Origin of the sequence: Streptomyces sp. NBC_00289 (assembly GCF_041435115.1) — a bacterium.
Classification (GTDB): Bacteria; Actinomycetota; Actinomycetes; order Streptomycetales; family Streptomycetaceae; genus Streptomyces.
Genome location: NZ_CP108046.1, coordinates 5,638,467 through 5,661,151 on the forward strand (window position 1 = coordinate 5,638,467; position 22,685 = coordinate 5,661,151).

Annotated in this window: 18 protein-coding genes; 13 read left to right on the forward strand and 5 right to left on the reverse strand. The window is 71.9% G+C overall.

What is annotated here, in order from left to right; translation table 11 throughout:
* Positions 1-71: 71 nt before the first annotated feature.
* Positions 72-383, reverse strand: a complete 312-nt coding sequence (locus tag OG985_RS25605; protein ID WP_371670673.1) for a DUF2530 domain-containing protein — start codon at positions 381-383, stop codon at positions 72-74.
* A 149-nt stretch (positions 384-532) separates the two neighbouring features.
* On the opposite strand from OG985_RS25605, the gene OG985_RS25610 reads away from it, so the two are divergent.
* Positions 533-1,984 carry an NCS2 family permease gene (locus OG985_RS25610; RefSeq protein ID WP_371670674.1) on the forward strand — a complete coding sequence of 484 codons (1,452 nt, stop codon included), beginning with the start codon at positions 533-535 and terminating at the stop codon, positions 1,982-1,984.
* 27 nt (positions 1,985-2,011) lie between these two features.
* Here the strand turns inward: OG985_RS25610 and OG985_RS25615 are convergent, their stop codons facing one another.
* Positions 2,012-2,194: a ribbon-helix-helix protein, CopG family gene (locus tag OG985_RS25615; protein WP_371670675.1), complete on the reverse strand. Its 183-nt coding sequence runs from the start codon at positions 2,192-2,194 to the stop codon at positions 2,012-2,014.
* Positions 2,195-2,345: 151 nt separating this feature from the next.
* Between OG985_RS25615 and OG985_RS25620 the strand changes: the two genes are divergently transcribed.
* The 3 genes from OG985_RS25620 to thpR all read left to right on the forward strand — a co-directional run bounded on the left by OG985_RS25620 (position 2,346) and on the right by thpR (position 4,963).
* Positions 2,346-2,783, forward strand: coding sequence for a MarR family winged helix-turn-helix transcriptional regulator (locus tag OG985_RS25620; protein WP_371670676.1), 438 nt, complete (start codon positions 2,346-2,348; stop codon positions 2,781-2,783).
* A gap of 45 nt (positions 2,784-2,828) precedes the next feature.
* Positions 2,829-4,196 (forward strand): MFS transporter, encoded by a 1,368-nt coding sequence (locus OG985_RS25625; protein WP_371670677.1) that lies wholly within the window; start codon positions 2,829-2,831, stop codon positions 4,194-4,196.
* Between the two features lie 194 nt (positions 4,197-4,390).
* A complete protein-coding gene (gene thpR, locus OG985_RS25630) occupies positions 4,391-4,963 on the forward strand; it encodes an RNA 2',3'-cyclic phosphodiesterase (protein ID WP_371670678.1) in 573 nt (190 codons plus the stop codon).
* A gap of 143 nt (positions 4,964-5,106) precedes the next feature.
* Here thpR and OG985_RS25635 read toward each other — a convergent pair whose 3' ends face one another.
* Together OG985_RS25635 and OG985_RS25640 are read right to left on the reverse strand one after the other, a co-directional pair.
* Entirely contained in the window at positions 5,107-6,096 is a 990-nt protein-coding gene (locus tag OG985_RS25635; protein ID WP_371670679.1) for an aldo/keto reductase, read from the reverse strand.
* 64 nt (positions 6,097-6,160) lie between these two features.
* Positions 6,161-6,835, reverse strand: a complete 675-nt coding sequence (locus OG985_RS25640; protein ID WP_371670680.1) for an SGNH/GDSL hydrolase family protein — start codon at positions 6,833-6,835, stop codon at positions 6,161-6,163.
* A gap of 88 nt (positions 6,836-6,923) precedes the next feature.
* On the opposite strand from OG985_RS25640, the gene OG985_RS25645 reads away from it, so the two are divergent.
* Together OG985_RS25645 and OG985_RS25650 are read left to right on the forward strand one after the other, a co-directional pair.
* The gene (locus tag OG985_RS25645) at positions 6,924-7,898 is read left to right on the forward strand and encodes a WD40 repeat domain-containing protein (protein ID WP_371670681.1); all 975 of its coding nucleotides are present in this window, start codon (positions 6,924-6,926) and stop codon (positions 7,896-7,898) included.
* A gap of 334 nt (positions 7,899-8,232) precedes the next feature.
* Positions 8,233-9,768: a cellulase family glycosylhydrolase gene (locus OG985_RS25650; protein WP_371670682.1), complete on the forward strand. Its 1,536-nt coding sequence runs from the start codon at positions 8,233-8,235 to the stop codon at positions 9,766-9,768.
* A gap of 69 nt (positions 9,769-9,837) precedes the next feature.
* Here the strand turns inward: OG985_RS25650 and serC are convergent, their stop codons facing one another.
* Positions 9,838-10,956, reverse strand: a complete 1,119-nt coding sequence (gene serC, locus OG985_RS25655; RefSeq protein ID WP_371670683.1) for a phosphoserine transaminase — start codon at positions 10,954-10,956, stop codon at positions 9,838-9,840.
* Positions 10,957-11,151: 195 nt separating this feature from the next.
* On the opposite strand from serC, the gene OG985_RS25660 reads away from it, so the two are divergent.
* The 7 genes from OG985_RS25660 (at position 11,152) to OG985_RS25690 (ending at position 22,660) form a co-directional block, all read left to right on the forward strand.
* On the forward strand, positions 11,152-14,016 hold the full coding sequence (locus tag OG985_RS25660) for an FAD-linked oxidase C-terminal domain-containing protein (RefSeq protein ID WP_371670684.1): 2,865 nt from the start codon (positions 11,152-11,154) through the stop codon (positions 14,014-14,016).
* Between the two features lie 321 nt (positions 14,017-14,337).
* Positions 14,338-15,255, forward strand: coding sequence for a DMT family transporter (locus tag OG985_RS25665; protein WP_371674491.1), 918 nt, complete (start codon positions 14,338-14,340; stop codon positions 15,253-15,255).
* A gap of 213 nt (positions 15,256-15,468) precedes the next feature.
* Positions 15,469-16,263 (forward strand): TIGR03084 family metal-binding protein, encoded by a 795-nt coding sequence (locus OG985_RS25670; protein WP_371670685.1) that lies wholly within the window; start codon positions 15,469-15,471, stop codon positions 16,261-16,263.
* Complete coding sequence (locus OG985_RS25675; protein WP_371670686.1) at positions 16,260-17,945, forward strand: acyclic terpene utilization AtuA family protein; 1,686 nt, start codon at positions 16,260-16,262, stop codon at positions 17,943-17,945. The genes OG985_RS25670 and OG985_RS25675 overlap by 4 nt, the downstream gene beginning before the upstream one ends.
* Positions 17,942-19,540, forward strand: coding sequence for an acyl-CoA carboxylase subunit beta (locus OG985_RS25680; RefSeq protein ID WP_371670687.1), 1,599 nt, complete (start codon positions 17,942-17,944; stop codon positions 19,538-19,540). The genes OG985_RS25675 and OG985_RS25680 overlap by 4 nt, the downstream gene beginning before the upstream one ends.
* A 10-nt stretch (positions 19,541-19,550) precedes the next feature.
* Entirely contained in the window at positions 19,551-21,398 is a 1,848-nt protein-coding gene (locus tag OG985_RS25685; RefSeq protein ID WP_371670688.1) for a biotin carboxylase N-terminal domain-containing protein, read from the forward strand.
* Positions 21,399-21,493: 95 nt separating this feature from the next.
* Positions 21,494-22,660, forward strand: coding sequence for an acyl-CoA dehydrogenase family protein (locus tag OG985_RS25690; RefSeq protein WP_371670689.1), 1,167 nt, complete (start codon positions 21,494-21,496; stop codon positions 22,658-22,660).
* Positions 22,661-22,685 lie beyond the last annotated feature (25 nt).

The following is a 22,685-nucleotide window of genomic DNA, read 5'->3' on the forward strand; positions in this document are numbered from 1 at the left end:
GAGTAGGCGGAAGATCCGACCTGGGGATGAGAGAGAGGGGGCGGGCTGGTGCTGTGGTCGTAGGGGGCCGGTCACCGCGCGGCGGAAGCCCCGGGGCCGTCCGGCTCCGCCGCGTTCCTGGCCGCCGCGTCGCGCCTGATCGCCGCGTCCCGCCTGCGGACGTACCAGATGCCGATGAGTCCGAGTCCACCGCCGGCCAGGCAGGTCCAGATCCACCAGGTGTGGCCGTGGTCGTCGAACCAGCCGTAGAAGGGGAGCTGGATCAGGAAGAGGGCGAACCAGATGATCGTGCCGCCGGTGACGGTGGCGACCACCGGGCCCTCAAGGGGCTCCGGTGCCTCGTGCTGGGGGGGTTCCGAGAAACCCGAGAAGAACGCGGCCATGGGCACAGCTTACGAGGCGATCACATCTACGCGCGGAGATGGCGATTGCTGCCTCATATGTTCATACTGAAACGGTTTGCTTCTGACCACTTCTGTTCGTATGAAACTCCAACGGTGCCTGGGGGAAACCGCTGGTGATGAGGATCCGCATGCCCACCTCGGCCCCCGCCAAGGTTCCCGCGCCCCAGCAGCCGGGACAGGCGCCCACCCACGGCGCCCTCGACCGTTACTTCAAGATCTCCGAGCGCGGCAGCACGCTGCCCCGGGAGATCCGTGGCGGCCTCGCCACCTTCTTCGCGATGGCCTACATCATCGTGCTGAACCCGATCATCCTCGGCAGCGCGAAGGACATGTACGGGCACCAGCTCGACAACGGCCAGCTGGTCACCGCCACCGCCTTGACCGCGGCCTTCACCACGCTCCTCATGGGCGTCGTCGGCAACGTGCCGATCGCGCTCGCCGCCGGACTCGGCGTGAACTCCGTCGTCGCCCTCCAGCTGGCGCCCCGGATGTCCTGGCCGGACGCCATGGGCATGGTCGTCCTGGCCGGTCTCGTCGTCATGCTGCTCGTCGCCACCGGGCTGCGTGAGCGCGTCATGAACGCCGTGCCCTTCGGACTGCGCAAGGCCATCTCCATCGGGATCGGCCTGTTCATCATGCTGATCGGCCTGGTCGACTCCGGCTTCGTCTCGCGCATCCCGGACGCCGCCCACACCACCGTCCCGCTCCAGCTCGGTGCCGACGGTCACCTCAACGGCTGGCCGGTCCTCGTCTTCGTCCTGGGCGTCCTGCTCACGCTGGCCCTGATCACCCGCAAGGTGTCCGGCGCGATCCTCATCTCGATCGTCACCATGACCGTCCTCGCGCTGGTCATCGACGCCGTCGCCACGATCCCCTCCTGGGGCCTCACCACCCCCGAGTGGCCCGGCAACCCCGTCGCCACCCCCGACTTCGGCCTCGTCGGCAAGGTCAGCCTGTTCGGCGGCTTCGGCAAGGTCGGCGTGCTGACCGGCGTCCTCTTCGTCTTCACGGTCCTGCTGTCGTGCTTCTTCGACGCGATGGGCACGATCATGGGCGTCAGCGACGAGGCGAAGCTGACCGACGCGCAGGGCCAGATGCCCGGCATCAACAAGGTGCTCTTCGTCGACGGCCTCGCGGTCGCCGCCGGCGGGGCCAGTTCCTCCTCGGCCACCACCGCCTTCGTGGAGTCCACGGCCGGCGTCGGTGAGGGAGCCCGCACCGGCCTCGCGAACGTCGTCACCGGCGGTCTGTTCGCCGTCGCGCTGTTCCTGACCCCGGTCGCCACCATGGTCCCGTCCCAGGCGGCCACCCCGGCCCTGCTCGCGGTCGGCTACCTGATCCTGGCCGGCTCGGTGAAGGAGATCGACTGGGCCGACCACACGATCGCGATCCCGGCCTTCATCACGATGGTGATGATGCCGTTCACCTACTCGATCACCAACGGCATCGGCATGGGCTTCATCACCTTCGTCGTGCTGCGCCTCGCGGCCGGCCGGGCCAGGGAGATCCCGGCCGCGATGTACGTCGTCTCGGCGGTGTTCACCTTCTACTACCTGATGCCGGCGCTGGGCCTGACCTGATCGGCGGGGGTGACGTGTCGCGCGCGCTCACGTCACCCCGTAGAACTTCTCCGTCTCCTCGACGGCGGCCTGGAACCGCGCGTCGAAGTCGTCACGAATGAGCGTCCCGACCACGTAGTCCTGGACGCTCATTCCCCTTTTCGCCGCATGGTCCCGGAGCCGCTCGAGCAGCTCCTCGTCCATCCGCAGGCTGAGCACACTGGTCCCCATGAACACGAGGGTCGCTGGCGCGCTCCCGGTGGCGTTCACTTTCCGCCACGAACTCACTCGTTCGAGTGATGATCGGGTTCAGTGGCGGGGGTCACGGGAAGTGTGGCGCGCCCCGGCTTGTTTAGCGAGAGTAATGAGTTACGCTAAGGAGATGCCGGACCTCACCCATGGCGACGACGCTGCCGCCGTGAACTCCCTCCGCTCCGCCGTGATGCGGCTGTCCCGTCGGCTCAAGCACCAACGGGTCGACGAGTCGCTGAGCCCCACCGAGATGTCGGTACTGGGCACCCTCTCCCTCTGCGGCCAGGCCACACCAGGTGAACTCGCCCGCAAGGAGCACGTACAGCCGCCGTCGATGACCCGCATCGTGGCACTGCTCGAAGCCAAGGGGCTGGTCCGTCTGGAGCCGCATCCCGAGGACCGGCGCCAGAAGGTCGTCACGAAGACCGAGCAGGCCGAGGCCATGCTCGCGGAGAGCCGCGCCAAGCGGAACGCCTTCCTGGCCACCCTGGTCGACGGCCTCGACGAGGACGAGTGGGCGAAGATCCGCGCCGCCGCCCCCGTCCTGGAGAAACTCGCACACCTGTAAGCAGCGCTCGCACGCCACAGCGGCACCCACGAGGAGGCGACCCTTTTGAGTTCGGGACCCGGAGCAGACTCCGCCCCCGCACCGACCACCCACAACTCCCCGCCCGCTCCCGATCCCGCCGGCACCGGCCGCAAGCTGTCGATGTTCAGTTCCCTCAGGATCAGGAACTACCGCCTGTTCTTCATGGGCCAGGTCGTCTCCAACATCGGCACCTGGATGCAGCGCATCGCCCAGGACTGGCTGGTCCTCAGCCTCACCGGCTCCTCCACGGCCGTCGGCGTCACCACGGCTCTGCAGTTCCTGCCGATGCTCCTGTTCGGCCTCTACGGCGGTGTCCTGGTCGACCGGCTGCGCAAGCGCCCCACGCTGCTCGTCACCCAGGTGGCGATGGCCTTCACCGCGATCGCGCTCGCCGTCCTCACCCTCTCCGGGCACGTCCAGGTCTGGCACGTCTACCTCGCCGCCTTCGCCGTCGGCCTCGCCACGGTCGTCGACAACCCGGCCCGCCAGTCCTTCGTCTCCGAACTCGTCGGCCCGGGCCAGCTCCAGAACGCGGTCAGCCTGAACTCCGCGAACTTCCAGTCGGCCCGCCTGGTCGGCCCGGCCGTCGCCGGCCTGATGATCACCGGCGTGGGCACCGGCTACGCGTTCCTCGCCAACGGACTGTCCTTCGTCGCGCCCATCGCGGGACTGCTGCTGATGCGCGCACGTGAACTGCACCTCGTCGAGCGCGCGCCGCGCGCCAAGGGCCAGCTGCGGGAGGGCCTGCACTACGTCGCCGGCCGCCCCGACCTGATCTGGACCATCGTCCTGGTCGGGTTCATCGGCACCTTCGGCTTCAACTTCCCCGTCTACCTGTCCGCCTTCGCGAACGACGTCTTCCGGGCCGGCGCGGGCTCCTACAGCCTGTTCAACACGCTGATGGCGATCGGCTCCCTCGTGGGCGCCCTGCTGGCGGCCCGACGCGGCACCACCCGGATGCGGGTGCTGATCGCGGCGGCGGTGGCCTTCGGCGCGATGGAGCTGGTGGCCGCGACCGCCCCCTCGCTGTGGCTGTTCGCCCTGCTCATGGCCCCGATCGGGATGTTCGGCATGACCGTCAACGTCACCGCGAACACCAGCATCCAGATGACCACCGACCCGGCCATGCGGGGCCGCGTCATGGCCCTGTACATGATGGTCTTCCTCGGCGGTTCACCGGTGGGCGCGCCGATCGCCGGCTGGATCACGGACGCGTACGGCGTCCGGGCGGGCCTGGCGGTGGGCGGCGCCATCGCCGCCGTCGCGGCCGTCACGATCGGCCTGGTCCTGGCCCGGGTGGGCAACCTGCGGCTGTCGGTGGGCTGGAACCACGGTCACCCACGCGTCACGTTCGTGCCGCGCGAGCGGGAGGAGATGGCGGCGGTGGCGTAGGCCTCCGGGGTCTCAGTCGCTTGGAAACCCGCCGGTTCTGAGGGTGAGGCCGACCACGGTGTCGGTGAGGTCCACGTCGTCTCCGAACGAGACCTTCGTCTGCTGCACTGGGGCGAGTGGGGTGCGCGGTGCAACGGTACGCACGGTGACCAGGTCACGTCCGGGCGTGCGGACCGGGCGGGCAGACTGACCCCATGAGACTCTTCGCCGCCGTGCTGCCACCCGAGGACGTGACCAGCGAACTCGCCGCTCTGGTGGCCGAGTTGCGGAAGCTGCCCGGTGCCGGGGAGCTGCGCTGGACCGGCCGCCCCGGCTGGCACTACACCCTCGCCTTCTACGGCGAGGTCGACGACGCCCTCGTACCCGATCTGTCGGCACGCCTGGAGCGGGCCGCGCACCGGACCGCGCCCTTTCCGCTCGCCGTGCGCGGCGGCGGCCAGTTCGGCCACGGGAAGGCGTTGTGGGCGGGTGCCGAGGGGGACGTAGCGGCCCTGCGGCTGCTGGCCGACCGTGCCGAGGCGGCGGCGCGCAGGGCGGGTGTGCCGATGGGGGAGCACCGGCGGTACAAGGCCCACCTGACGGTGGCCCGCAGCAGGGAGGCGGTCGACGTACGTCCTTACGTCGAGGCCCTCGACGCGTTCACGGGCCGGACCTGGACGGTGGCGGACCTGGCGCTGGTGCGCAGCAACCTGCCGAAGTCGGGGGTGCCGGGGGAGCAGCCCCGCTACGAGGTGGTCGCCCGCCGGCCGCTCGGCGCCGCCGGTTAGTCTCGGGTACGTGGACCCGAAAACCCGGAACCGGATCATGGCCGGTGCGCTTGTGCTGTTGTTCGTCGTGGTGGCCGTGGCGGCGGCGGTCGGAAGGTAACCGCCACCGCCCCGCCCCCGGGCACCCTGGGGCGCCCTGCGCGCTACCAGGCGAAGGCCTCCGGCGAGGGCCCCGGGCCCGGGAAGATCTCGTCCAGCCCGCTCAGCAGGTCCTCGCCCAGTTCCAGTTCGACCGCGCGCAGCGCGGAGTCCAGCTGTCCGGCGGTGCGCGGGCCGACGATCGGGCCGGTCACGCCGGGCCGGGTGAGCAGCCAGGCCAGCGCCGCCTCGCCGGGCTCCAGACCGTGCTTCTCCAGCAGGTCCTCGTACGCCTGGATCTGGGCGCGCGAGGAGGGGTTGGCCAGCGTGTCGGCGGCCCGGCCGGAAGCGCGGCGACCGCCCTCGACCTCCTTCTTGATCACGCCGCCGAGCAGCCCGCCCTGGAGCGGTGACCAGGGGATGACCCCGAGGCCGTACTCCTGCGCGGCCGGGATGACCTCCATCTCGGCGCGGCGCTCGGCGAGGTTGTACAGGCACTGCTCGCTGACGAGGCCGACGGTGCCGCGCCTGGCCGCGATCTCGTTGGCCTGGGCGATCTTGTAGCCGGGGAAGTTCGAGGACCCGACGTAGAGGATCTTCCCCTGCTGGACGAGGGTGTCGATCGCCTGCCAGATCTCCTCGAACGGCGTGGCGCGGTCGACGTGGTGGAACTGGTAGACGTCGATGTAGTCGGTCCGCAGCCGCTTCAGGCTCGCCTCGACCGCCCGCCGGATGTTGAGCGCGGAGAGCTTGTCGTGGTTGGGCCAGGCCTCGCCGTCCGCGGCCATGTTGCCGTAGACCTTGGTGGCGAGCACGACCTTGTCGCGCCGCTCGCCGCCCTTCGCGAACCAGTTGCCGATGATCTCCTCGGTGCGGCCCTTGTTCTCGCCCCACCCGTAGACGTTGGCTGTGTCGAAGAAGTTGATGCCCGCGCCCAACGCCGCGTCCATGATCGCGTGGCTGTCGGCTTCGTCGGTCTGCGGGCCGAAGTTCATGGTGCCGAGGACGAGTCGGCTGACCTTGAGTCCGGTACGTCCGAGCTGCGTGTACTTCATGGTCCCCAAGCCAACGGCCTGGAGTGCGCTCTATGCAAGCACGTCGGCCACGGCCGGCCGTGCGCTAGTGGGCGTAGGGCTCGCCCAGATCCCACGCCTGGTGCAGGGTGTCCGCGAAGGTCGCCGCGATCCGGTGCTCACCGCTCGCGTTGGGGTGGGTGCCGTCGTAGGTGTGCGTGTGGAGGTCGTACGGCCGTGGTGGCGAGGCCAGCAGCAGCGGCGACCGGCGCTCGTCCAGGTCGGCGACCGCCTTCGCCAGCAGTTCGTTGAAGCGGGCCACCTGTGCGGCGAAGGCGGGCTCCGACTCGGCGCGTACGTTCGGGATCACCGGCAGCAGGACCATCCGGACGCGCGGATTGGCGGTCCGTGCCTCGGCGACGAAGGCGCGGACGTTCTCCGCGGTCTGGTCGGCGTCCGTGTAGAAGCCCAGGTCGATGAGGCCCAGGGACACCAGGAGGACGTCCGCCTGATGGGTCCGCACCGCCTCGCCGATCAGCGGCGCCATGTGCCCCCAGCCCTCGCCCCAGCCCGCGAGGTGGGCACGCGGGAAGTCGGGGTCGGCGTACTCGTACGAGGTGGGGGCGTCCGTCGCCTTGTCGTGCAGGGTCTCGCGGGGGCCGACGAGGGCGAACGGGCCGCCGTAGGTCTCGCGCAGGTGCTGCCACAGCCGGTAACGCCATGTGTGTTCGCCTGCGCTACCGATCGTCATGGAGTCGCCGACGGGCATGAACCTGAGCATCCGCTCATGATGAACGATCAGCGGGAGGGGCGGGGTGTGAGGCCGGACACGCCCGCTGAACCACAGGCGGGGATGGCAGGCTTGGGCCATGCGTCGCTCCCTTGCGTTCCTTGCCGCGGGTCTCCTCACCGGCGTGCTCGCCGTGCCCGCAGCCGCCGCCGACGGTGACGAGGGGTTCACCATCAAGGACCCGGACATCACCGAGTCCAGCGGCCTCGCCGCCTCGCACCTGCACCCCGGGATCTACTGGACGCACAACGACAGCGACGACGGCCCGTACATCTACGCGGTCGACAGCGCCACCGGGAAGACCGTCGCCACGATCACGCTGAGCGGCATCGGCGCGCCGCGTGACGTCGAGGCCATCTCGATCGGGCCGGACAACCAGATCTACGTCGGTGACATCGGCGACAACCTCGGCGGCAGCTGGCCCTACGTGTGGGTGTACCGGCTGCCGGAGCCCAGAAAACTCCGTGACCAGACGGTCAAGGCCACGCAGTACATCGTGAAGTACTCCGACGGCGCCCGCAACGCGGAGTCCCTCGTGGTCGACCCCAGGTCCGGACGCGTCTACATCATCGACAAGAACGAGGACGGCGGGCACCTCTACCGGGGCCCGGCGACCCTCTCCGCCTCCGGCGCGAACATCTTCAGGCCCGTCGCCGCCGTCGACCTGTGGGCCACCGACGCCGCCGTCTCGCCCGACGGGAAGCAACTCGCCGTACGCGGCTACTTCGGCGGGATCTGGTACGACTGGAACAGCGGGAAGATCAAGCGCGAGGGGCGGCTCGACGTGCCCCTCCAGGGGCAGGGGGAGTCCGTCACGTACTCCGCCGACGGCACGAAGCTGATGTACGGCACCGAGGGCACCGACAGCTCGGTGGGGGCCGAGGACGCGCCGGGCGGCGGAAGCTCCAAGTCGCCGTCGGGCGGGGGGAGTTCGTCCGCCGCCGGCGGGCGGGACGGGGGCGGTACGAGCGGCAACGTCAAGGTCGGCGCGTTCGCCGTGGCCGTGGCGGCGGTCGTGATCTTCGGCTTCCGCCGGCTGACGCGGCGGCGGTGATCCGGGCGGGTCGGGCGGGAGATTCGCGTCGAGGTGATCCGGTTGGGTCGGGCGGGAGTTTCGCGTCGCGGTGATCCGGGCGGCGCGGGCGGGAGTCGCGGCGGTGGTCTTCGGCCGGGGGTCGCCCCTGCCGGCCGTTTCCGCCGCCCGCCGTCGCCGCTCGTCCTCGCCGCTCCTCCTCGCGCCCGTCCCTGCCGACGGCGGTCGGAACCGTGCCTGCCGGATGTCTTGACGAGGTCATGCCCTGTCAGTTTCCTGGGGGATGCGTGGTGTGATGGGAGCGCTCCCATCGCGTTCCGGTTCCGCGCCTCCCCTCCCGAGAGGAAGCAGCGACATGTTCCGCAGCCTGCGAAGAGCGCTGTGCGCCGCCGCCGCGGCGCTCCTGTTACCGACGGCCGGCGCCCTGACGGCACACGCCGACACCACCGCGGACACGGACACGGCAGCGGTGGCCGGGGCCGGGTACTGGCACACCAGCGGCCGCCAGATCCTGGACGCGGCCGGTCAGCCGGTCCGGGTCGCCGGGATCAACTGGTTCGGCTTCGAGACCGGCAACCACGTCGTCCACGGCCTCTGGTCGCGCGACTACAAGAGCATGATCGACCAGATGAGGTCGCTGGGCTACAACACCCTCCGCCTGCCCTACAGCGACGACATCTTCAAGAGCGGGACCGTCCCCGACAGCATCGACTTCTCCGGCGGCAAGAACGCCGACCTGCAGGGCCTGAACTCGCTCCAGGTCCTGGACAAGCTCGTCGCGTACGCCGGCCAGGACGGCCTGAAGGTCATCCTCGACCGGCACCGGCCCGACTCGGGCGGCCAGTCCGCGCTCTGGTACACCTCTGCCGTCCCCGAGTCGACGTGGATCGCCAACCTGAAGTCCCTCGCGACCCGTTACCGGGGTCAGGACACCGTCGTCGGCATCGACCTGCACAACGAGCCGCACGACCCCGCCTGCTGGGGCTGCGGAGACCAGGCGACGGACTGGCGGCTGGCCGCCCAGCGGGCCGGCAACGCGGTCCTGGCGGTCAACTCCGCACTCCTGGTCTTCGTCGAGGGCGTGCAGACCGTCAACGGCGTCTCCGGCTGGTGGGGCGGCAACCTGATGGGCGTCGCCCAGTACCCGGTGCAGCTCGACGTGCCGAACCGGGTCGTGTACTCCGCCCACGACTACGCGACCAGCGTCGCCCAGCAGAGCTGGTTCAGCGATCCCTCGTACCCGGCCAACCTGCCCGGTGTGTGGGACAGGTACTGGGGCTACATCTTCAAGCAGAACATCGCGCCCGTGTGGGTCGGCGAGTTCGGTACGACACTCCAGTCGGCGGTGGACCAGAAGTGGCTGGCCGCGCTGGTGACGTACCTGCGGCCGACGGCCGCGAACGGCGGCGACAGCTTCCACTGGACGTTCTGGTCCTGGAACCCCAACTCCGGCGACACCGGCGGAATCCTGAAGGACGACTGGTCGACCGTGGACACGGTGAAGGACGGGTACCTGGCGAGCATCAAGGCGCCGGGCTTTCCGGGAACGGGCACAGGCGGCGGAGGCGGAGACGGTGGAGGCGGCGGTACGGCCGCGTGCAGCGCCGCCTACACCGTCGGCAGCGACTGGGGCGGCGGCTTCAACGCCGAGGTGAAGGTGACCAACACCGGTACGACGCCGATCGGTTCCTGGAAGGTGACCTGGACCTGGAGCGGCTCGCAGAAGGTCACCAGCATGTGGAACGCGTCGTACACCCAGACCGGCGCGAGCGTCACCGCCACGAACGCCGCGCACAACGGCGCGATCGCGGCGGGCGGTTCGACGAGCCTCGGCTTCGGGGGCGCGCCCGGGGGAGCGGCGGTGCCGAGCGTGAGCTGCACGGCCGCGTGAGACACGGCGAGGGGGCCCGTGACCGTCACGGGCCCCCTCGCCGGCGCGGGTGCGCGGTGGTACTCGGTGTCAGAGCTTGTCGATGACGTAGTCGACGCACTTCGTCAGGGCCTCGACGTCCGCCGGGTCGATCGCCGGGAACATCGCGACCCGGAGCTGGTTGCGGCCGAGCTTGCGGTAGGGCTCGGTGTCGACGACGCCGTTGGCGCGCAGCACCTTCGCGACGGCGGCGGCGTCGATCTCGTCGGCGAAGTCGATCGTGCCGATGACCTGCGAGCGCTTGGCCGGGTCGGTGACGAACGGGGTCGCGTACTTGGACTCGTCCGCCCAGCCGTAGAGGCGGGTCGAGGAGTCCTTCGTGCGGGCCGTCGACCAGGCCAGGCCGCCCTGGCCGTTGAACCACTCCAGCTGCTCGTTGAGGAGGAAGAGGGTGGCCAGCGCCGGGGTGTTGTACGTCTGGTTCTTGCGGGAGTTGTCGATCGCCGTCGGCAGGCTGAAGAACTCCGGGACGTGGCGGCCGGACGCGTGGACGCGCTCGGCGCGCTCGATCGCGGCCGGGGAGAAGACGCCGATCCACAGGCCGCCGTCGGAGGCGAAGGACTTCTGCGGGGCGAAGTAGTAGACGTCGGTCTCGGCGATGTCGACCGGGAGGCCGCCGGCGCCGGACGTGGCGTCCACGAGGACGAGGGAGCCCTCGTCGGCGCCCGGCACCCGCTTGACGGGGGCGGCGACACCGGTGGAGGTCTCATTGTGGGTGAAGGCGTAGACGTCGACGCCCGCCTCGGCCGACGGCTCGGGGTGCGTGCCCGGGTCGGACGCGATCACGGTGGGCTCGGCCAGCCACGGGGCGAGCTTGGCGGCCTTCGCGAACTTGGAGCTGAACTCGCCGAAGCTGAGGTGCTGCGACTTGTTCTCGATCAGGCCGTGGGTCGCGACGTCCCAGAACGCGGTGGAGCCGCCGTTGCCGAGGACGACCTCGTAACCGTCGGGGAGCTGGAACAGCTCGCTGATGCCCTCGCGCACCTTGCCGACCAGGTTCTTGACCGGGGCCTGGCGGTGGGAGGTGCCGAGGAGGGAGCTTCCGGTGGCGGCCAGGGCGTCCAGCGCCTCCGTCCGCACCTTGGAGGGGCCAGCGCCGAATCGACCGTCGGCGGGCTTGATGTCAGCAGGAATCCGGATCTCAGCCACGGGGGGAGCGTAGCCGTTGGGGGAAACGTGGTCGAAACGTAGTCCGTCGGGTGAGACGCCGGTCCGTCGTGCGCGACTCCTGGGGCGGCGTCCTCGGGGGCCGCGTCTCCGGGGACGGCGTCCGTGGGGGCCGCGTCCGTGGGGGCCGAGGCCCCGTACCTGCCCCGGGGCCCTCGTTCCTGGTTTGCTGGACGTATGACGGATCTCGAGGCCGAGCTGCGCGGGGCCGTTCGGGGTGACGTCGGGTTCGATGTCACCTCCCGCGCCCTGCTCACCATGGACGCGTCCAACTACCGGCGGGTCCCGCTCGGTGTCGTCGCCCCCCGGGACGCCGACGACGTCGCCGCCGTACTGGACGTGTGCCGGTCGCACGGGGTGCCGGTGGTGCCGCGTGGCGGGGGGACGTCGATCGCGGGGCAGGCCACCGGCACGGGCGTGGTGCTGGACTTCACCCGGCACCTGAACCGCCTGGTGTCGCTCGACCCCGAGGCGCGGACGGCGGTCGTGCAGCCGGGGCTGGTCCTCGACCGGCTCCAGGAGGCTGCCGCCCCGCACGGGCTGCGGTTCGGCCCGGACCCCTCCACCCACAGCCGCTGCACGCTCGGCGGGATGATCGGCAACAACTCGTGCGGCTCGCACTCGGTGGCGTGGGGGACCACGGCGGACAGCGTGCGGGAGCTGTCGGTGATCACCGCTCGCGGGCAGCGGCTGCGGCTCGGACCGGGGTGGGCCGGGGCTCCCGGCGGCCTGCGGGAGCTGGTGGAGGGCGAGCGGGCGCGGCTGCGGACCGGCTTTCCCGAACTGCCCCGCCGTATCTCGGGCTATGCGCTGGACGCCCTGCTGCCCGAGCAGGGCGCCGACGTCGCCCGCTCCTTCTGCGGCTCGGAGGGCACGCTGGGTGTGCTGACGGAAGCGGTCGTACGACTTGTCGAGGCTCCCCGCGCGCGTGCGCTCGCCGTGCTGGCGTACGCCGACGAGAGCGCGGCCGCCGAGGCCGCGGCCGGGCTGCTGCCGCTGGGGCCGCTCACGGTGGAGGGCATGGCGGCGGATCTGGTGCCGGACACCGCCGACCTGCCGAGGGGCGGGGCCTGGCTGTTCGTGGAGACGGGCGGCGATACGGAGGCGGAGGCACGCGCGCGTGCGGAGGCGGTCGTCCGCGCGGCCGACGTCCTCGACGCGCGGGTGGTGACCGACCCGGCCGGGCAGCGGGTGCTGTGGCGCATCCGGGAGGACGCGAGCGGTACGGCGACCCGGATGCCCGACGGTTCGGAGGCGTGGCCCGGCTGGGAGGACTGCGCGGTTCCGCCGGCCCGACTGGGCGCCTATCTGCGGGACTTCAGGGGCCTGATGGGCGCCCACGGCCTGCGCGGGACGCCGTACGGGCACTTCGGGGACGGCTGCATCCACGTCCGGATCGACTTCGACCTGCTGACACCCGCCGGCGTCGGACGCTTCCGCCGTTTCTCCGAGGAGCTCGCCGACCTGGTGGTGGCGCACGGTGGCTCGCTGTCGGGGGAGCACGGGGACGGGCAGGCGCGGGCGGAGCTGCTGCCGAGGATGTACGGGCGGGAGCTGGTGGGGCTGTTCGAGCGGGCGAAGGGTATCTGGGACCCGGACGACCTGCTCAACCCGGGCGTGCTCGTGCGCCCGGCCCCGCTGGACACGAACCTCCGCTTCGCGGTCCTGCCGTCCGAACCCGTGGACGTCGTCTTCGGCTACCCGGCCGACGGCGGAGATTTCCCGGCGGCGGTCCGCCGCTGCGTGGGGGTCGCCAAGTGCCGTACGGCGTCGGCATCCGGCCCCTCCGTCATGTGCCCGTCCTTCCGGGCGACCGGCGAGGAGGAGCACTCCACGCGCGGGCGCGCCCGACTGCTGCACGAGATGCTCGCGGGCGAGCTGGTGACCGACGGCTGGCGCTCCACGGAGGTCCGCGACGCGCTGGACCTGTGCCTGTCCTGCAAGGGCTGCCGTTCCGACTGCCCGGTCGGCGTCGACATGGCCACGTACAAGGCGGAGTTCCTGCACCACCACTACGCCGGCCGGCGCCGGCCGGCCGGCCACTATGCGATGGGGTGGCTGCCGGTGTGGCTGCGGGCGGTGGCACGCACCCGCACGGCGGCGGTGGCCAACGCGCTCGCCTCCGTACGGCCCCTCGCACGGGTGGCGAAACGGCTGGGCGGGATCGCGCCGGAGCGGCAGATTCCGCGGCTGGCGACGGAGACGTTCAGCCGGTGGTGGAAGCGGCGGAAGCCCGCGCCCGCCGACACCGGTGACCTGGTCGTCCTGTGGCCGGACACCTTCACCGAGCACCTCTCGCCCGCCGTGGGCCGGGCGGCCGTACGCGTCCTGGAGGCGGCCGGGCTGCGCGTGGCGCTGCCGCCGACCGTGCGACTGGAGCGGGCCCCGGTGGGCGACGGCAGGACGGTCGCCCTCGATCCGGTGTCCCTGCTGCGGGGGCGGGGCCGGGTCTGCTGCGGGCTGACGTACGTCTCCACGGGCCAGCTCGACCGGGCCCGTGCGGTCATGCGCCGCACCCTCGACCTGCTGGAGCCGGTCCTCGACACCGCCGCTCCCGTCGTCGTCCTTGAGCCCAGTTGCGCGGCCGCCCTCCGCACGGACCTGCCGGAACTGCTGCACGACGACCCGCGCGCGGCCCGCCTGGCCGCCAGGGTCCTCACCTTCGCCGAGGCTCTGCAACGCCACGCCCCCGACTGGACGCCGCCCCGCCTGGAACGTCCGGTGGCCGGCCAGACCCACTGCCACCAGCACGCGGTCCTCGGCGACGCCCCCGACCGCCGCCTGCGCGCCGCCGCGGGGCTGACCGGCGAACTCAGCGGCGGCTGCTGCGGTCTCGCCGGCGACTTCGGCTTCGGGAAGGGCCACTTCGAGGTGTCGAGAACCTGCGCGGAGGAGCAGCTCCTGCCCTCGGTACGCAGCGCGGCGGACGGCACGGTGGTCCTGGCGGACGGCTTCTCCTGTCGGACCCAGCTGGAACAACTGGCGCGAGTGCGGGCGCGGCATCTGGCGGAGGTGCTCGCGGAAGGACTGGGGGAGGACTGACCGCGGCTCCCCGACGGCCGCCCCCTCTTCCGTGACGAGGCGCCTTCGGGCCCTTGGGGCGGAGTCTGACCGGGCGGGGGGAGTCGGATCGGGCGGGCGGAGGCAGATCGGTCGGGCGGAGTCACATCGGTCGGGCGGAGTCACATCGGACGGAGGACAGTCGCATCGGACGGAGGACAGTCGCATCGGACGGAGGACAGTCGCATAAAGGGTTCACACACCTGACGAAGTCCATTACCGTGGACTGAGTCGTACAGTGAGATGGACGAACCCGTACCGAGTCACCCGGAAGGCCCCGTGAGTACCCCCAGCACCACCCCCATGGCCGCCCCCGCGACGGACCTCGCACCGACCCCGTCCGGGGCGCCGCCGCGCCGGGGACCCCTCGGCCCGGTGGGACTGGTCCTCGCCGGAGGCGTCTCGGTGCAGTTCGGCGGCGCGCTCGCGGTGACGCTGATGCCGCGGGCCGGCGCGCTGGGCGTGGTGACCCTGCGACTGCTGGCGGCGGCGATCGTGCTGATGCTGGTCTGCCGCCCCCGCCTGCGTGGCCACACCCGCGCCGACTGGGGGACCGTCGTCGTCTTCGGCGTCACGATGGCCGCGATGAACGGCCTCTTCTACCAGTCGATCGCCCGCATTCCGCTCGGCGCAGCCGTCACCCTGGAGGTGCTCGGCCCCCTGGCGCTCTCGGTCCTGGCCTCCCGCCGGGCGGTCAACGCGGTGTGGGCCGGGCTGGCGCTCGCCGGTGTCTTCCTCCTCGGCGGCGGAGGCTTCAGCGGCCTCGACCCCATCGGTGTCGCCTTCGCCCTGGGCGCCGGCGCCATGTGGGCGACGTACATCGTCTTCAGTGCGCGCACGGGCCGCCGCTTCCCGCAGGCCGACGGCCTCGCGCTGGCCATGGCGGTGGCGGCGCTGCTCTTCCTGCCGCTGGGCTTCGTGGAGTCGGGCACCAAGCTCCTCAACCCGACGACACTGGCACTGGGCTCGGCGGTGGCACTGCTGTCCTCCGTCCTGCCCTACACCCTGGAGCTCCTCGCCCTGCGCCGCCTCCCCGCCTCCACCTTCGCCATCCTCATGAGCCTGGAACCGGCGATCGCCGCGACCGCCGGCTTCCTCATCCTGGACCAGGCCCTCACCACCCTCCAGGCTCTCGCGATCGCCCTGGTCATCGCGGCCAGCATGGGCGCGGTACGAACCCAGGTGGGCCGGGGCAGGGCGAAGGCGACGGAGGACCACTGACGGTCCCGGCCGGTCCCGTCGCAAGGCCGACCCGCGGCCGACCGCCGAGCCGCCTCCGCCCTCCGCCCGGCGAGGGCCGGCGCCTCCTGGCTCACGAGGCCAACCCCGGCCGACCGGCGGCCAAATTCATGCAAGCACGCTTGATTGTTTCTGGCTTCGCTGCCATGCTCCCCCCATCGCCCCGCACACCGCCGTGCCCTTAGGGAGCGCACCGTGTCCGATCCGACGCCCGTGTTCGACGACCTGCGCGAGGAGAGCGAGGAACTCGACTCGCTCGTTGCCGGACTGAGCTCCGGGCAGTGGTCGCTCGCGACCCCCGCGCCCCGCTGGAGCATCGCCCACCAGATCGCCCATCTCGCCTGGACCGACCGCTCCGCGCTGCTCGCCGTCACCGACGAGGACGGGTTCCGCGCGCTGGTCGAGAAGGCGCTCGCCGCGCCGGAGTCGTTCGTCGACGAGGGGGCCGAGGAGGGTGCCCGGCTCTCGCCCGCCGAACTGCTGGTGCGCTGGCGGGCCGGCCGTACCGCGCTGGACGAGGCCCTGCGCGCGGCCCCGCCCGGTGCCCGTTTTCCCTGGTACGGCCCACCCATGTCGGCCGCCTCCATGGCCACCGGCCGTCTTATGGAGACCTGGGCCCACGGCCAGGACATCGCGGACACGCTGAACGTGGTCCGCACCCATGGTGACCGCCTGCGCCATGTGGTCCGCATCGGGGTGCGGGCCCGGGACTTCGCGTTCCTCGTGCACGGGCTCACCGCACCCGCCGAGGCGTTCCGTGTCGAGCTGGCCGGCCCCTCGGGGGACGTGTGGGCGTACGGCCCCGAGGACGCCGCCCAGCGCGTCACCGGCCCCGCCCTCGACTTCTGTCTCCTGGTCACCCAGCGGGCCCACCGCGCCGACCTCGCCCTGCGCGCCACGGGCGACGACGCCGACCGCTGGCTGGACATCGCCCAGGCCTTCGCGGGCCCGCCCGGCGCCGGCCGCCCGCCGAAGGGAGCCGACCGGTGACCCTCCGCATCGGCAACGCCTCCGGGTTCTACGGCGACCGCTTCGACGCGATGCGCGAGATGCTCACCGGCGGCGAGCTGGACGTCCTGACCGGCGACTACCTCGCCGAGCTGACCATGCTCATCCTGGGCCGCGACCGGCTGAAGGACCCCGGCGCCGGTTACGCCCGCACCTTCCTGCGGCAGCTGGAGGAGTGCCTGGGCCTGGCGCACGACAGGGGCGTACGGATCGTCACCAACGCCGGCGGCCTCAACCCCGCCGGACTCGCCGACGCCGTCCGGGACCTGGCGGCCAGGCTCGGCGTTCCCGTCCGCGTCGCCCACGTCGAGGGCGACGACCTGACCCGGGCCCACCCCGGCAGCCTCGCCGCGCACGCCTATCTCGGCGGGTTCGGCATCGCGGCCTGTCTGCGGGCGGGCGCCGAGGTGGTGATCACCGGGCGCGTCACCGATGCCGCCCTGGTCAGCGGCCCGGCGGCGGCCCACTTCGGGTGGCAGCCCGACGCGTACGACCGGCTCGCGGGCGCCGTCGTCGCCGGGCATGTCCTGGAGTGCGGGGCCCAGGCCACCGGCGGCAACTACGCGTTCTTCGGCGACCTCGAACCGCGCCGGCTCCGCCGCCCCGGCTTCCCGCTCGCCGAGCTCCACGAGGACGGCACCGCCGTCATCACCAAGCACCCCGGCACGGGCGGAGTCGTCGACGTCGGCACGGTGACGGCCCAGCTCCTCTACGAGACCGGCGGCGCCCGTTACGCGGGCCCCGACGTCACCGCCCGCCTCGACACCGTGCGCCTCACCCAGGACGGGCCCGACCGGGTACGGATCGAGGGCGTACGGGGGGAAGCCCCGCCGCCGGAGCTGAAGGTCGGCCGCAACCGGCTCGGCGGCTTCCGCAACGAGGTCACCTTCGTCCTGACCGGGCTCGACATCGAGGACAAGGCCGCACTCGTGCGCGCCCAGATGACGGACGCGCTGGCCAAGTCGCCGCCGGCGGACACCCGTTGGGACCTCGTCCGCACCGACCGGCCCGACGCCCCGACCGAGGAGACCGCGAGCGCCCTGCTGCGGCTCGTCGTGCGGGACCAGGACCCGGAGGCGGTGGGGCGGACGCTCAGCGGGGCCGCCGTCGAACTCGCGCTGGCCAGCTACCCCGGCTTCCATGTGCTGGCGCCACCTGGAAAGGGCGCACCCTACGGGGTCTTCGAGGATGTGTACGTCCCCCATGGTGCCGTCGACCATGTGGCCGTCCTCCACGACGGGCGCCGGGTTCCCGTGCCCCCGGCCCACGACACCCTCGTACTGGACGAAGCACCGCAACCGCCCCTGCCCGAGCCGCTCGCGCCGACGGGTCCGACCCGCAGGGCCCCGCTCGGGCGGGTGGCCGGGGCCCGCAGCGGTGACAAGGGCGGGAACGCCAATGTGGGCGTCTGGGCCCGGACGGACGACGTCTGGCAGTGGCTCGCCCCCACCCTGACGGTCGGCCTGTTCCGCGAACTCCTGCCGGAAACAGCCGAGTTGCCCGTCACCCGGCACGTCCTGCCGAATCTCCGCGCCCTCAACTTCGTCGTCGAGGGCATCCTCGGCGAGGGCGTCGCCGCCCAGCACCGCTTCGATCCGCAGGCCAAGGCCCTCGGCGAATGGCTGCGCTCCCGCCACCTGGACATTCCGGAGGCTCTCCTGTGACGGTCATCGCGTCCGCCCTCGACGCGGACAGCCCCGCCCACCGCGCGAACCGCGAGACGATGCTCGCCCGGCTCGCCGACCTCGACACCGAACACGCGAAGGCCCTCGCGGGCGGTGGCGAGAAGTACGTCGCCCGGCACCGCGAGCGGGGCAAGCTGCTCGCCCGCGAGCGCATCGAGCTGCTCCTCGACCCCGACACACCGTTCCTGGAGCTGTCCCCGCTGGCGGCCTACGGCAGCGACTACGCGGTGGGCGCCTCGCTCGTCACCGGTATCGGGGTCGTCGAGGGCGTCGAGTGCCTGATCACCGCCAACGACCCGACCGTGCGTGGCGGCGCCAGCAATCCGTGGAGCCTGAAGAAGGCCCTGCGCGCCAACGACATCGCGCTCGCCAACCGGCTGCCCTGCATCAGCCTGGTCGAGTCGGGCGGGGCGGACCTGCCGTCCCAGAAGGAGATCTTCATCCCCGGCGGCGCCATCTTCCGCGACCTGACCCGGCTGTCCGCCGCGGGGATCCCGACCGTGGCCGTCGTCTTCGGGAACTCGACCGCGGGCGGCGCCTACGTGCCCGGCATGTCCGACCACGTGATCATGGTCAAGGAGCGGGCGAAGGTGTTCCTCGGCGGGCCGCCGCTGGTGAAGATGGCCACCGGGGAGGAGAGCGACGACGAGTCGCTCGGCGGTGCCGAGATGCACGCGCGCGTGTCGGGCCTCGCGGACCACTTCGCCGTCGACGAGCCGGACGCGCTGCGGCAGGCCCGGCGGGTGGTCGCCCGCCTCAACCACCGCAAGGCGTACCGCGATCCCGGCCCGGCGGCACCTCCCAAGTACGACGCGGAGGAGCTGCTCGGCATCGTCCCCGGCGACTTGAGGACGCCCTTCGACCCGCGCGAGGTCGTCGCCCGGATCGTCGACGCCTCCGACTTCGACGAGTTCAAGCCGCTCTACGGCAGCAGCCTCGCCACCGGCTGGGCGACCCTCCACGGCTACCCGGTCGGCATCCTGGCGAACGCCCAGGGCGTGCTGTTCAGCCAGGAGTCCCAGAAGGCCGCCCAGTTCATCCAGCTCGCCAACCAGCGCGACATCCCGCTGCTGTTCCTGCACAACACCACCGGCTACATGGTCGGCAAGGAGTACGAGCAGGGCGGCATCATCAAACACGGCGCGATGATGATCAACGCCGTGTCGAACTCGAAGGTGCCCCACCTGTCCGTCCTCATGGGCGCCTCCTACGGGGCCGGGCACTACGGCATGTGCGGCCGCGCCTACGACCCGCGCTTCCTCTTCGCCTGGCCGAGCGCCAAGTCCGCCGTCATGGGCCCGCAGCAGCTCGCCGGCGTCCTGTCCATCGTGGCCCGGCAGTCGGCGTCCGCGAAGGGCCGGCCGTACGACGAGGACGCGGACGCCGCGCTGCGGGCCGTGGTGGAGCAGCAGATCGAGTCCGAGTCGCTGCCGATGTTCCTGTCCGGGCGGCTGTACGACGACGGCGTCATCGACCCGCGCGACACCCGTACCGTCCTCGGCCTGTGCCTGTCCGCCATCCACACGGCGCCCTACGAGGGTGCGCGCGGTGGCTTCGGCGTCTTCCGGATGTGAGGGGCTCACGTTGATCAGCACTGTCCTCGTCGCCAACCGTGGCGAGATCGCCTGCCGGATCTTCCGCACCTGCCGCGAGCTGGGCATCCGGACGGTCGCCGTGCACTCCGACGCCGACGAGAACGCCCTCCACGCGCGCGTGGCCGACGCGACGGTACGGCTGCCGGGAGCGACGCCCGCCGAGACGTACCTGCGCGCCGACCTGATCGTGAAGGCGGCCGTCGCCTCCGGCGCGGACGCGGTCCACCCCGGCTACGGCTTCCTCTCCGAGAACGCCGACTTCGCGCGTGCCGTCCGCGACGCCGGGCTGGTGTGGGTCGGGCCGCCCCCGGAGGCCATCGAGGCGATGGCGTCCAAGACCCGCGCCAAGGAACTGATGGGCCTGGCCCCCCTCACCGAGGTGACCGAGGCCGACCTGCCGGTGCTGGTGAAGGCGGCGGCGGGCGGCGGTGGGCGGGGCATGCGCGTCGTACGCGAACTCGCCGCCCTGGACGGGGAACTGGCCGCCGCGCGCGCCGAGGCGACGAGCGCCTTCGGGGACGGCGAGGTCTTCGTCGAGCCCTACCTGGAGGGCGGCCGGCACGTCGAGGTGCAGATCCTCGCCGACACGCACGGCACGGTCTGGGCCCTCGGCACCCGCGACTGCTCCCTCCAGCGACGCCACCAGAAGGTGATCGAGGAGGCCCCCGCCCCCGGTCTGACGCCGGAACTCACCGAAGACCTGCTCAGGATGGCCGTACGAGCCGCCGGCGCCGTGGACTACGAGGGCGCGGGCACCGTCGAGTTCCTCGTCTCCGCCGACGGCAGGGCCCACTTCCTGGAGATGAACACCCGCCTCCAGGTCGAACACCCCGTCACGGAGGCCGTGTACGGCCTCGACCTGGTCGCCCTGCAGATCCGTGTCGCCGAAGGCCACGCCCTGGAGAGCGACCCCCCACGCGCGCGTGGCCACGCCGTCGAGGCCCGCCTCTACGCCGAGGACCCGGCGAGCGGGTGGACCCCGCAGACCGGCACCCTGCACCGTCTCGCCGTCCCGGACGTCCGCCTGGACACCGGCTACGCCGACGGCGACACCATCGGCGTCCACTACGACCCCATGCTCGCCAAGGCCGTCGCCCACGCCCCCACGCGCGCGGAGGCCGTCCGCAGGCTCGCGACCGCCCTGGACCGGGCCGCCGTGCACGGCCCGCCCACCAACCGGGACCTCCTCGTCCGCTCCCTGCGGCACGAGGAGTTCAGCGCCGCCCGTATGGACACCGGCTTCTACGACCGTCACCTGAGCGAACTGACCGCTCCCGCACCCGACCGGCACGCCCCCCTGGCGGCAGCCCTCGCCGACGCCCACACCCGCGCCTCCCGCTTCGGCGGCTTCCGCAACCTGCCCTCCCGGCCGCAGACCAAGCGGTACGAGACGGCGGGCGAGGAACACGAGGTCCACTACCGGCACACGCGCGCGGGACTGGAGGCGGACGGCGTGCGGGTCGTGCACGCGGACGCCGATCTCGTCGTCCTCGAAGTGGAGGGCGTCCGGCGGAAGTTCGAGGTGGCGCGGTACGGCGACGACCGGGTGTACGTCAACGCCACCACCCTGACCGCCCTGCCCCGCTTCCCCGACCCGACGGACCGGCACGCCCCGGGCTCCCTGCTGGCCCCCATGCCGGGCACGGTGGTCCGGATCGCCGACGGCCTGGCCGTGGGAGCCGCCGTGACCGCCGGAGAGCCCCTCCTGTGGCTGGAGGCGATGAAGATGGAACACAGGATCACAGCCCCCCACACGGGAACGCTGACCGCCCTGCACGCCACGCCCGGCCAGCAGATCGAGGTCGCCACCCTGCTGGCGGTGGTACAGGCCACCTAGGGCCGTTTCCGAAGCGCGGCCCACCGCGTGAGCGCGTACCGGCCACGACGAACTCGCACACTCCAGACGGCAGAAGACCCTTCCCGAGGAGCCACATGACCACCCTCATCGAGTCCGAGGAACACAAGGCCCTCCGTGCCGCCGTGTCCGCCCTCGGCAACCGCTACGGCCGCGACTACATCACCAAGGTCATCGCCGACGGCCGCCACCCCGACGAACTCTGGTCGGAGGCGGCCAAGCTCGGCTACCTGGGCGTCAACCTCCCCGAGGACTACGGCGGTGGCGGCGGCGGCATCGCCGAACTCTCCATCGTCCTGGAGGAGCTCGGCGCGGCCGGCTGCCCGCTGCTGATGATGGTCGTCTCACCCGCCATCTGCGGCACGGTCATCGCCCGCTTCGGCACCGACGCCCAGAAGCGGGAGTGGCTCCCCGCCCTCGCGGACGGCACCCGCACCATGGCCTTCGGCATCACCGAACCCGACGCCGGTTCCAACAGCCACCGCATCACCACCACGGCCCGCCGCGACCCGGACAGCGGGGACTGGCTGCTCACCGGCCGCAAGGTGTTCATCTCCGGCGTCGACATCGCCGACGCGACCCTGATCGTCGGCCGCACGGAGGACGCCCGCACCGGCCGTCTCAAGCCCTGCCTGTTCATCGTCCCGCGCGACGCCGAGGGCTTCGTCAGGCGTCCCATCGACATGGAGCTGCACGGCGCGGAGAAACAGTTCGAGCTGACCCTCGACGACGTACGGCTGCCCGCCGACGCCCTCGTCGGCGACGAGGACGCGGGCCTGCTGCAACTCTTCGCCGGCCTCAACCCCGAGCGCGTCATGACGGCCGCCTTCGCGATCGGCATGGGACGGTTCGCGCTGTCCAGGGCCGTCGAGTACGCCCGTGACCGCACCGTCTGGAACGCCCCCATCGGCGCCCACCAGGCCGTCGCCCACCCGCTCGCCCAGGCGCACATCGACCTCGAACTCGCCCGCCTGATGATGCAGAAGGCGGCCCACCTGTACGACGCCGGCGACGACGTGGGGGCCGGCGAGGCCGCCAACATGGCCAAGTACGCGGCCGGGGAGGCCTGCGTGAAGGCCGTCGACCAGGCCGTGCACACCCTCGGCGGAAACGGGCTCACCCGGGAATTCGGGCTCGCCTCGTTGATAACCGCCGCCCGCGTGGCTCGTATTGCTCCGGTGAGCCGGGAGATGATTCTCAACTACGTCTCCCATCAGACCCTCGGCCTGCCCAAGTCGTACTGAACAGCACACCGCCGTGCCAGTCGCG

Bases quoted from the DNA above. Each gene is read 5' to 3' on its own strand.
- OG985_RS25690 (WP_371670689.1), top strand. From the start codon at position 21,494: ATGACCACCCTCATCGAGTCCGAGGAACACAAGGCCCTCCGTGCCGCC.
- OG985_RS25640 (WP_371670680.1), bottom strand. From the start codon at position 6,835: ATGCTCAGGTTCATGCCCGTCGGCGACTCCATGACGATCGGTAGCGCA.
- OG985_RS25635 (WP_371670679.1), bottom strand. From the start codon at position 6,096: ATGAAGTACACGCAGCTCGGACGTACCGGACTCAAGGTCAGCCGACTC.
- OG985_RS25645 (WP_371670681.1), top strand. From the start codon at position 6,924: ATGCGTCGCTCCCTTGCGTTCCTTGCCGCGGGTCTCCTCACCGGCGTG.
- OG985_RS25620 (WP_371670676.1), top strand. From the start codon at position 2,346: ATGCCGGACCTCACCCATGGCGACGACGCTGCCGCCGTGAACTCCCTC.
- thpR (WP_371670678.1), top strand. From the start codon at position 4,391: ATGAGACTCTTCGCCGCCGTGCTGCCACCCGAGGACGTGACCAGCGAA.
- OG985_RS25605 (WP_371670673.1), bottom strand. From the start codon at position 383: ATGGCCGCGTTCTTCTCGGGTTTCTCGGAACCCCCCCAGCACGAGGCA.
- OG985_RS25610 (WP_371670674.1), top strand. From the start codon at position 533: ATGCCCACCTCGGCCCCCGCCAAGGTTCCCGCGCCCCAGCAGCCGGGA.
- OG985_RS25650 (WP_371670682.1), top strand. From the start codon at position 8,233: ATGTTCCGCAGCCTGCGAAGAGCGCTGTGCGCCGCCGCCGCGGCGCTC.
- OG985_RS25660 (WP_371670684.1), top strand. From the start codon at position 11,152: ATGACGGATCTCGAGGCCGAGCTGCGCGGGGCCGTTCGGGGTGACGTC.
- OG985_RS25665 (WP_371674491.1), top strand. From the start codon at position 14,338: ATGGCCGCCCCCGCGACGGACCTCGCACCGACCCCGTCCGGGGCGCCG.
- OG985_RS25615 (WP_371670675.1), bottom strand. From the start codon at position 2,194: ATGGGGACCAGTGTGCTCAGCCTGCGGATGGACGAGGAGCTGCTCGAG.